Origin of the sequence: Hyphobacterium vulgare (assembly GCF_042643335.1) — a bacterium.
GTDB lineage: Bacteria > Pseudomonadota > Alphaproteobacteria > Caulobacterales > Maricaulaceae > Hyphobacterium > Hyphobacterium vulgare.
Genome location: NZ_JBHRSV010000003.1, coordinates 60,203 through 68,807, shown reverse-complemented (window position 1 = coordinate 68,807; position 8,605 = coordinate 60,203). Strand labels below are relative to the sequence as shown.

At 63.9% G+C, this 8,605-nt stretch carries 8 protein-coding genes; 3 read left to right on the top strand and 5 right to left on the bottom strand.

The features are described from left to right. On the bottom strand, positions 1 to 949 hold a 949-nt coding region (locus ACFOOR_RS05035), incomplete at its 3' end, for a hypothetical protein (protein ID WP_380213932.1). After that, positions 946 to 1,938: a hypothetical protein gene (locus ACFOOR_RS05030; protein WP_343164761.1), complete on the bottom strand. Its 993-nt coding sequence runs from the start codon at positions 1,936 to 1,938 to the stop codon at positions 946 to 948. The genes ACFOOR_RS05030 and ACFOOR_RS05035, both read right to left, overlap by 4 nt. A 112-nt stretch (positions 1,939 to 2,050) precedes the next feature. On the opposite strand from ACFOOR_RS05030, the gene ACFOOR_RS05025 reads away from it, so the two are divergent. Further along, positions 2,051 to 3,136, top strand: coding sequence for a glycosyltransferase (locus ACFOOR_RS05025; RefSeq protein WP_343164762.1), 1,086 nt, complete (start codon positions 2,051 to 2,053; stop codon positions 3,134 to 3,136). An 8-nt stretch (positions 3,137 to 3,144) separates the two neighbouring features. Here the strand turns inward: ACFOOR_RS05025 and ACFOOR_RS05020 are convergent, their stop codons facing one another. Together ACFOOR_RS05020 and ACFOOR_RS05015 are read right to left on the bottom strand one after the other, a co-directional pair. Beyond that, positions 3,145 to 5,088 (bottom strand): exostosin domain-containing protein, encoded by a 1,944-nt coding sequence (locus tag ACFOOR_RS05020; protein ID WP_343164763.1) that lies wholly within the window; start codon positions 5,086 to 5,088, stop codon positions 3,145 to 3,147. Continuing rightward, the gene (locus ACFOOR_RS05015) at positions 5,085 to 5,843 is read right to left on the bottom strand and encodes a hypothetical protein (RefSeq protein ID WP_343164764.1); all 759 of its coding nucleotides are present in this window, start codon (positions 5,841 to 5,843) and stop codon (positions 5,085 to 5,087) included. Before ACFOOR_RS05015 ends, ACFOOR_RS05020 begins: the two co-directional genes overlap by 4 nt. Positions 5,844 to 5,980: 137 nt before the next feature. Here ACFOOR_RS05015 and ACFOOR_RS05010 point away from each other — a divergent pair, with 137 nt between their 5' ends. Together ACFOOR_RS05010 and ACFOOR_RS05005 are read left to right on the top strand one after the other, a co-directional pair. Next, complete coding sequence (locus ACFOOR_RS05010; RefSeq protein WP_343164765.1) at positions 5,981 to 6,721, top strand: FkbM family methyltransferase; 741 nt, start codon at positions 5,981 to 5,983, stop codon at positions 6,719 to 6,721. A 2-nt stretch (positions 6,722 to 6,723) separates the two neighbouring features. Further along, positions 6,724 to 7,425, top strand: a complete 702-nt coding sequence (locus tag ACFOOR_RS05005) for an FkbM family methyltransferase (protein WP_343164766.1) — start codon at positions 6,724 to 6,726, stop codon at positions 7,423 to 7,425. A 131-nt stretch (positions 7,426 to 7,556) separates the two neighbouring features. On the opposite strand, the gene ACFOOR_RS05000 is transcribed toward ACFOOR_RS05005, so the two are convergent. Beyond that, positions 7,557 to 8,279: an FkbM family methyltransferase gene (locus tag ACFOOR_RS05000; RefSeq protein ID WP_343164767.1), complete on the bottom strand. Its 723-nt coding sequence runs from the start codon at positions 8,277 to 8,279 to the stop codon at positions 7,557 to 7,559. Positions 8,280 to 8,605 lie beyond the last annotated feature (326 nt).

Below are 8,605 nucleotides of genomic sequence, written 5' to 3'. Positions count from 1 at the left end.
GCGCCTGTTCCAGCTCAGCGCGCTTCGCTAATAAATTCTGATTTTCATCGTGCAAGCGTCGAGCGTCAGCTTCGAACTGCGCGGCCTTTTCCAGCTTGGCCTCAGCACGCTGAGCCTTTTTTCTCCAAGATTCGCTTCTACGCTGCACGTCAGAACACCGAGCCTGCAATGCGTCGACGCGCTCAGCCAATGTTGAGGCTTTGGCAGCCTCTGTTTGTGCGGCCTCCCACGCAGTTGAGTGTCTCAGCGCATCCTCCCGCGCGGTCTTCAGCAGCGACTCCAGCTCGACGATGCGTTTACTCTTGGTGGCGCAGTCAGCCTTGTAGTCGATCTCGATGCGCACATACGGTAAGTCTGGGTCTTCGGGATCTAGCTCGGACACGAGGCGCAGGTTCCGTTCGCTCGCCCAAGCCTCCAATGCGGCGCGATCTCCGCCTCCCGCATGTAGCTCTACGCCTGGCGCAATGGAGACCACAGTGTCGAACTGCACGAGATCGCCCGACTTTTCCAGTTCGCTCAGGATCTTCAGTGTCTCCGACGGTGCCTCGATCAAGAGTGCTTTCCGTCCGGAGATATGGCGAACGCCTGTTGCTTCCATCATACCAAGTACCGACCAGCACTCGACCGATACGCGTTCCAGCTCTTTCAGTCCGGGAAAGAGTTCCAGCGCACCGGTGGGTTCGCGCCATCCAGAAAGCAGTGAGAGATTGCACCGGATAAATGAGATTCGACCGGTTTCGACCGCGATGGCGCCTTCAAGGACGCGCGAAGGATCCGCATAGCGGGCTAGGCTGTCCCGCGCGGAAATGGCTGCGTATGGGTCAGGCTCGACGGCAATGACGGCGCGCGCTGCATCGCCCCAAAGCTTGGCCGGTTCCGCTCCGCACCCAATGTGGAGGGCCACCGCGTAGGGTCCGTCGTTGACCTGAAGCAGATCCCGCAAGCTCATTCTGCCTTTTCTTCCCTGGCGGAACTAGGTTCGCCGCGAAGGCGTCGCAGCGGGGCGGTCATTTTCCACGACGTGGAGGCTCTTATCTGATCGAGAGCGTCGCGCAGCTGATGGTTATCAAGGCGCAGATGACCAGCCTCCACATTCAGCGCCGCGAGATCGGCGCGCAGGGCGTCACGTTCAAGCTCCAGTTCGCTGAGTCGGTGATCTACGTTGTGATCATTCGTCGCGTCTTCCTCAGCATTCTGGGCATACAACCGAGTTACTTCGTCTTGGCATTCTTTGAGCGCCGCTTGGAGCTCGGAAATAGCTGTGCGCTGGGCATCGAGATCGGTGATGGCATCTTCCGGCTTGGACCAAGCTTCTCGGCCATTCAATGACGAGCCGGACGGGCTGAAGGACAGCGCAGCGCGCCACTGAATTGCAGCTTGTCGTGCAAGCTCAGTTTGACTTTCAGGCGCGGCTTCGAGCGTGCTCAAACTGGCTTCGTATTCCTCGGCAAGGCGCGTTGCCTGACGGTCGCCGGCAATCATGGCGAGCGCGACCACCTTCGCCAGTGCATCCGCGGGCTGCAAAGCGGACGAGCCGACCTCAAACACTTCGGGTGATTTGCCTTCTGCCCACGCCCCCAAAGCCGCAGAAAGGCGGTTCGGCCCGCGTACGCATTGAGCATAGTCGAGAAGCAGAATACGCCGCCGCGCTTGACGAAACGTCTTCAGCACAGCTGAAACGTCATCACAAGTTCGCTCAAGAGCTTGGACGGGATCTGTGACGGTGTGAAGTCGCTGCATCAGGAGATCGGCCGGCGCGGGAGCGACAAGTACCATACGCGCGTTCGCGTCGCGTGCCAGCACGTCCCGGACATGCTCGAATTCGATGCGCTCACCCGCGATCATATTGGCCAGATTCGTCAAAATGACGCCGTCAGCCGTGAATATGGAAAAGAATACCGGCAAGGTGCCTCTCATGTCCGGAAGCCACGCGAGCATCGATAACCTAATCCCCTACGCCTCTCAAGCTATGGTCCTGGTTGTTAGCCGGTCCAAGCGGTGTCACACGCTTGCATCGACGGCACGCGGCGAATATGCAGCAGTCGTGGGCATGAAAGTGAAAATGTCGCAAACGAATTTAACTTTCGCGATTTCCGTACCTATAGGCAGCTGGCACCCCATGCTCCCCGCCGCTCTGCGCAGTCTCGCTGCGCAAGCTCCATCGCCTGAAGTCGCTGTTCTTGACGCCTCTGGTGACGCGCGCGTGGCGAAGGCGCTAGACGCAAGCGGGCTCTGCTTTGCCTATCGTCGACACGGACCAGACGCCGGACAGAGCGCTGCAATTATGGAGGGCTGGAGGAACACCGCAAGCGATGTTGTCGGTTGGCTTAACGCCGACGACCTTCTGCTTTCCGGCGCATTGAACGAAGCTGGGCTTGCCCTAGAGGCGCGCCCGAGTGATGCGGGGGTGTTCGCGGGTTCAGTTGTCTTTGACGCCGCCCGTACCGTGTTGGGCATTCATGGACAGGTGGGAGTCCTTACAGATCAAATCGCCTGTTCCAACCCGATCTCTCAGCCCTCTTGCTTCGTACGGCGCCACTCCATGGAGGCGGTCGCTGGGCTGAACGAACAGCTCCACTATGTCATGGATTGGGAGTTCTGGGCCCGCCTTCGCCAGGCTGGGGAGACCTTGGCGCCGGTCGACGCGATCTGGTCGGCTGTTTACTGGGGCGAGGGTACAAAAACCTTCGGTCTCGGCCCGCGGCGGGCGCGAGAGATGTTTGAGTTGACGCGCAAGCATGCAGGCACGCTGAACGCGCTAAAAACCGTGCTTTCGGCGCGACTCGACGGGCTCGGCGCCGATTGGTTGTTCCGACTTTCAAAAAGCGGTCGCAGCAGAACAACCACTGGCGGCATTCGGCTTACGGCAGCTCGACATCCCGGTGAAAACGGGAGCCGAAAAGCAATTCTCCGTATCCCGAATGGATTCGATTCCGCGCGATCGGAACTGATTGTCGCGCTTTCGAGCGAAGAAGTCTTAGTAAGCAGCGAACAGGCCGAAGCGGCGATGATCGCCAAAGGCGAATGGCGGCTCACATTCACCGAGCAAGTCGCACCAGGCAGCGATCGCCGAATCGAACTTTCCGCTCCGGCCGACAGCAAGGCGCGGTTCTTGTCGGCGAAATGGCGGACCTAAATGACGCATCACCCGGCGGCCCAGTCGACGATGTCGCCCACAAACAAATTCGGCCCGTAGCGCTCTCGCACCGCGCTGCCAGCCTCACGAAACGCTGCTATCTGACGCTTATCTCGCGCGAGCCGCGCAAGAGTTCTCGGCAGGGCGCGAACTTCCGATTCGGTTTCGGGAAAAAACAGCGCTGCTTTGCGCCACAGTCTCGCATCGCCCGGCGGGCGCCACCGATCGGAAAGTATGACTGGGATCGCTCCTGCATAAATCGCCTCCCAAATCCGGATCGTGTTTGGACCCGATCCTGACGGGCAGAGAACGAACAAACTACGTGCTAGCGCTGACTTGAACTCTTCTTCGCGGACGGATTCCTCAGTAGAAGCCCGCATTTCTTCGCCTCCGATTTGTTCGGAGTAGACCGCACGCTTATAATGCCACGAGGGGCGTTCAACGATCAAACCGCGCCGACGACCCTTAAGGTGCTTGAAAATCCAACTACGCGTTTTAGCAAGGTACCATTCATCCTCGATTGCACCAATAAAGCAGTAAAGCAAGTCTCGCCGTACTATGTTGCGCTCCGCTCTCTGAACAGGAAAAAGCGGAAATGAATGTACGGTCATGCCGCTGAGTTTTGTCTGTCCGTGTTCAGCGTGACTCCAGAATAGATCTGTGACACCTGCCCCGGCCATCAGCGGCACTAGCCGGCGCGCATGGATGTGCTGACAAACCGTCGCGACACGCACTCCTTGCGGCAGGGCATCTACCGCTTCGGCGAGCGCGCCCTCGAGCGTCAGGCGGCGCGGCGACCAATGGTTTTGCAGGTCGATGAGCGTGGCCCAGGGAAAACCGAGATAGGCCGAGCCGTGCGCACCAGACCAGTGTTCGACCATTTTTAGATAGGCGTGACGTTCGGTCTCGGCCGGCGCCTGCCAGTCAGCGTCGTGGGAGACGATCGCGCCGTTGCGCGAAGTGACGATCCGACCGCAAGAGCCAGAGCACCGGATCGGCATGCGCACCGGCTTGCGATCAAGCGACGCGTAGGCGGCGCGTTCCTCGGCGCGGATGGTTGCGTCAGATAAGATCCAGTTGACCGGTTCCTGAGCGATCTCTACGCGACCTTCGGGCCACAAGACCCTGAGGCGCTCCCGCCGCAAAGCACCTAGGCGCGAAATACGGTCGAAGGCCTCGGCGCGCACTTCGAAGGGTAGTTCGCGCTCGATCTCCGCCCGGTAGCCGTCCGCGTCGGCCGCGCTGAGCTGTCCGGGGCGCAAGGTGAACTCGCCGAGCGCAAGATCGATCTGGTGCAGATCGGACCTGGCGGCGAAGGCGCGCCACAGATTCCAGTCACCCGCTAGCCTGAAGCGAGCAAAATCGGCGTCGGGGTCGATCATCGCCCACAGCGACCGCCGGAAGAACACTCCCTCCTGCTGGATCGGAGCGAAATGCAGGCCGTCGCACAAGCCCTCCTGGATGACCGCGCGGCAGGCGGGCCGGTCATGCTCGGTGACGACATGGCCGCCTTTGGCTGCACGAACGCGTCCGCCGATCCAGGATGGGCCGGCTGGCCCGAGATCGCGATCCACCGCCGCCAGAAGACCGGCGCAGCCAGGAAGGAGTACATCATCAGCATTGATCCAGCCCAGCCATTGCGCGTCCCCGTGGTCATGGGCCGCGAACCCTCGGGCGATCGCGGCATAAAGGCCGCCGTCCTGACTGGAGGACCAGGAGAATCGATAGCTGGCGCATCCCGACCGGACGCCGCCCCAGGCGGCCAGCCGCGCCCATTTTTCCAGCAACGCCTTCGTTCCGTCCTCCGACGCCCCGTCCTGGACGTGGTGGATGAGGTGAACCGGCCCTGCCAGAGCCGCCACGCTATGCAAGGTGCGCCCTAGGGTCTCCACGCCGTTGCGCACGGGCGTGACGATCAGGACATGCGGAGTCACGCCCGCCTCATGGCTCATGACGGCAGCCCCGCCGAGTTCCGTCCGGCCGTTTCCACCGGACGGCGCGCCTCGCCCGGCCCGGCGGCGCGGCCTTCCCGGGCGCCGGCGGCGACATAGTGCAGAGCCGGATCGAGCCCCGCCTCGGCCACGTCGGGATTGGCCGCAAGATACCATTGACCGTCGAATTCCGGCGAGGCGCGCAGCACCAGCGCCTGCGCGCGATAGCGCCAGCGCCAGATCCTCTCGCGCAGCGCCGCCTTGAGACGGCCTGTCAGCGCCCGCGGCGCCTTGGCGACGGCAGGCTTCACGGGGGCGCGGGGTGGAGCTGCGCACTGTCCCGCCAGCTGGTCCGGGGCGGCGGCGAACACTTCCGGGGACGGGCTTCCGGACCAGGCTTGAAACCAGGCGGAGAACGCCGCGGGGTCCCTCGCCGGCCATGCGGGGTCCAGCCTCGCCGCGCGCGCGCTGCTGTCGGCCAGCCACCGCGACCAGGCCTCCGCCTCGTCTCCGTCGGCCTCCGGCCACGCGACCAGGGCGCGGCGGTCGGGCCGGGCGTCCGTCAGGAAGCGGCAGAGTTCAAGCGCGCGCACTGCGTCCCGCGTGTCCAGCAAGATCAGCAATGGACCCGATGCATCCGCCAGAGGGTCGGGGGGGTCCACGTCTCCAGCCTCTGCGAGGGCGAAGCCGTCAGCCAGGGCCGCAGCGCCAGGCGCAAACGCCGCCCGCAAATTGCGCAGCCCCCCATCACCGCGGCCGACCAGGATGAGTTGCATGATGGAAAATGTCCGTAGCCCTGCCCGCCCTGGTTTCGTAGCGTTCACCGCCCGCCCTGTCCAGTTCCGGGCGGACTTGCGGCGGCGGCGTCGGCGGCGTAGACGTCACCGTCCGCAGGTCGATCAGGGACTTCACTATGGGACTTCGCAGCCGCCTCGGCGACATGATCCGTTCCAATGAACGGCGGCAGCGCGGTCCCACCAAGCGGCAGGCGCTGGAAAGCCTGATCGCGCTTGGCGTGCCGGTGGGTTCGGTAATCGATGTCGGCGTCCAGAGCGGGACCCAGGCCTTGATCGACGCCTTTCCAGACCGCCCGCACCTGCTGATCGAGCCCCTGGCCGAGTGGAACACTGCGATCGAAAAGACCTATGCGTCGGCCGGCGTCTCCTACCAGCTCCTCAACGAGGCGGCCACGACTGCGCCGGGCGCCGTCACCCTGCTGCTCCGGAGCGTGCTGCCGGGGCCGAACGTCAGCCACGCCTTCATGGTGGACGGCGATCCCACCGGACCGCAATACCGGCGCGTCGGCGCAACCACGCTGGACGCCGCAATGCGCGGGCGCGACCTGCCGGCGCCCCATCTCGTGAAGGTGGATGTTGACGGCGCTGAGATGCAGGTTCTGGACGGCGCCGAGGAGACGCTCGCAAACGCAAGCCTGGTGATTCTCGAGGCCAGCGTCGTCAATCTGATCGAGCGCGGCGTCGAGATGGACCGGCGCGGCTTCCAGCTTTGCGAGCTGGTGGACTTTTGTTACTACGACCGCCGGTTCGTTCAGGCGGACATGATCTTCATTAGCCGGAAGATCATCAAGGATCACCAGCTGGAATTCTACCGCGACGGCTTCGACCTGGCGCGCTGGAGCGAGTTCAAGGTCTAGCGATGGCGCCAGGAAAGCTCACCCGCAGGGCGGTCAAGGCCGAGGCGCTCGCGCGCCTCGCGGCGCTCAAGGTGCCCGTGCGCACCGTCATCGATGTGGGCGTGCAGACGTGTACGCCCGAATTGCTGCGCGCCTATCCCGGACGGCCTCACTTGCTGATCGAGCCGATCGCCGAGTTTCATTCCGAGATCGCCCGCAACTACAAGAACACGCCGCATGAGATCGTGTCCGCCGCGCTGTCCCGCGAGAACGGCCGCGCGCCGATGCGCCTGCGCTCGGCCTCGCCGGGCGGACCGATCACCTACGCCCAGCTCGACGAGTCCGCCGCCCCGAGCGAGTCCCACCGCACCGTGGACGTGCTCACCCTGGATTCGGTCTGCGCGGCGCGCACCCTGGCCAAGCCATACCTCCTGAAGATCGACGTGGACGGGGCGGAGGAACGGGTTCTGGACGGCGCCCGCGAGACCCTGCCCCATTGCAGCGTCGTCGTCCTGGAAGTCACCTTCCGGGACATTCCCTGGCGCCTCAACCGGCTCACTCGCGCCGGCTTCACCCTGTTCGACATCGTGGATCTCGCCTATTACGACGGGCGCTGGGTCCAGGCCGACCTGGTCTTCCTGAACAGCCGGATCGAGAAGGAGATGGGGCTTGAGCCCTATGCCGGCGGCCTCGACATGAGCAAGTGGGAGATTGCGCGGGGCTAGGGGTTTTCCAGCGCGCGCAAAGCCGGTTTCGACGCCGCGAAGGGCGATCCGTCACCAGGCTGGCGCATTTCCGGCCGATCGGGATCGGCCCGGAACGCGCTGAAGGAGCGGGACGGAAGGCCCGGTTCCGCTCATCCCGCGCCGAGCCGCGCGTGCAGGTCGCCCCAGCCATCTCGCGACGCGTCGAAATCCTCCCCCGCGCCGTGGGCGTCGATCACCGCCTCGACCTCGGACAGTGCAAGCCAGGGCCCCGGGGCCTCCTCTCCGAACGCTCCTGAGGCGCCGTAGGCGAAGCGGTGAAAGGTCCACCGGCCCTCGCGCGCCGGAAACGGCAAGCGCTGGCGCGGCACGTCGCGCTGGTTTACCCATTTGAAGCGGTCATATCCGAGTTCGCACAATAGCGCCCGCAGCTCCGGCCCGCCATTCTCGACGGAGACGTATCTGGGGCGATCGGACGTCTTTCGCAGCGCCTGGAGCGGCAGATGGTCGCTGCCCTCGATGTCGATCTTCATGAAGTAGGGCACGCCGTGGGTCTGGAAGAGCTCGATCGCGGTCACCGTGGGGACCCGCACGAGGCTGGCGCCGGCGCCGCGGCCGCCGATCTCGGCGTGGAAGGAGCTCCAGGCCGTGTCGGCGGTGTTGACGTGAAAGTCAGCCTCACCCGCCGAGGCCGCAACGCCGCGCGCCTCGATCACCAGCCGGCCCTGCGCCACCGCGCGCGCGAACCGGAGCCGCGCCCGCTCGGCGAGCGCCGGGTTGGCTTCGACCGCGACGACCCGAAAGCCCTTCTTCAGATAGAACGCCGTGTCCTGCCCCACATGCATGCCAAAGTCGAAAATGAGGTCGGTTTGCATGGGGGTCCAAGATCTGCTTCGTGCTCCAATATCGACGGCCTGCTGCCCGGTCAATCCAAGGCAGCCACGCCCCGATTGCGCAGAAGCCTCTGTGAGCCTACGTAAGCGCCATCCCTGTTGCGCCGACCCAAAATTCTTAGCCCAGCCGACACAGAGCAGCTTTTCGCCGAGGCGCAAACCGATGGCGATCGGGTGATTTCAGGCAACCGAACGGTTACTGTTCCTGAAGACGTCACCACCATGCATATTGCGTTTCACGGCCTCGTCGCGGCCCCGGGCGCGGAGACTGTAGCGGATTTGCGGGTGACCGAAGCTGACCTTGTCAT

Excerpts from the sequence above, each read along its gene's own strand:
- ACFOOR_RS05020 (WP_343164763.1), bottom strand. The coding sequence starts at position 5,088 with ATGAGCCATGAGGCGGGCGTGACTCCGCATGTCCTGATCGTCACGCCC.
- ACFOOR_RS05030 (WP_343164761.1), bottom strand. The coding sequence starts at position 1,938 with ATGCTCGCGTGGCTTCCGGACATGAGAGGCACCTTGCCGGTATTCTTT.
- ACFOOR_RS05000 (WP_343164767.1), bottom strand. The coding sequence starts at position 8,279 with ATGCAAACCGACCTCATTTTCGACTTTGGCATGCATGTGGGGCAGGAC.
- ACFOOR_RS05005 (WP_343164766.1), top strand. The coding sequence starts at position 6,724 with ATGGCGCCAGGAAAGCTCACCCGCAGGGCGGTCAAGGCCGAGGCGCTC.
- ACFOOR_RS05010 (WP_343164765.1), top strand. The coding sequence starts at position 5,981 with ATGGGACTTCGCAGCCGCCTCGGCGACATGATCCGTTCCAATGAACGG.
- ACFOOR_RS05025 (WP_343164762.1), top strand. The coding sequence starts at position 2,051 with ATGAAAGTGAAAATGTCGCAAACGAATTTAACTTTCGCGATTTCCGTA.
- ACFOOR_RS05015 (WP_343164764.1), bottom strand. The coding sequence starts at position 5,843 with ATGCAACTCATCCTGGTCGGCCGCGGTGATGGGGGGCTGCGCAATTTG.